General features: G+C 73.3%; 1 protein-coding gene and 1 pseudogene. One reads left to right on the forward strand and one right to left on the reverse strand.

The window, feature by feature from the left end; translation table 11 throughout:
* Positions 1-132 (forward strand): annotated as a pseudogene (gene ubiA, locus LPA54_RS40790) (4-hydroxybenzoate octaprenyltransferase); the annotation flags it as partial.
* A 10-nt stretch (positions 133-142) separates the two neighbouring features.
* On the opposite strand, the gene LPA54_RS40795 reads toward ubiA, so the two are convergent.
* Positions 143-404 (reverse strand): rhomboid family intramembrane serine protease (locus LPA54_RS40795; RefSeq protein ID WP_228985463.1); only part of this gene is annotated, 262 nt, incomplete at its 5' end.

Raw genomic sequence — 404 nt, forward strand, 5'->3', positions numbered from 1 at the left:
GAGCACACCATCGTCCGCCCGCACGACCTGACCCGCCTCAACCGCGCGTTCTTCAGCGTCAACGGCTTCATCGGCATCGCGCTGTTCCTCTGCGCCCTCCTGGACCTGCTGGTACGCGGTCTGACCGTGTGAGCGGGCGGGGTCAGACGACCGGCACGCGGGGGTGCGTCGGGCGGCGGCGGAGGAGGAAGGCCGCCGCCACGCCCGCGGCCAGGCCGATCAGATGGCCCTGCCAGCTGACGCCGGACTGGGTGGGGGCGAGGCCCGCGAGGATCGAGCCGCCCCAGACCGCGGCCACCAGGACGCCGGCCAGCACGCCCAGCGGACGGCGCTCCACGAAGCCGCTGACCAGCAGATAGCCGAAGAGGCCGAAGATCAGGCCGGAGGCGCCCGCGGTGTTGCTG

This window comes from Streptomyces sp. DH12, from assembly GCF_020873895.1.
GTDB lineage: Bacteria > Actinomycetota > Actinomycetes > Streptomycetales > Streptomycetaceae > Streptomyces.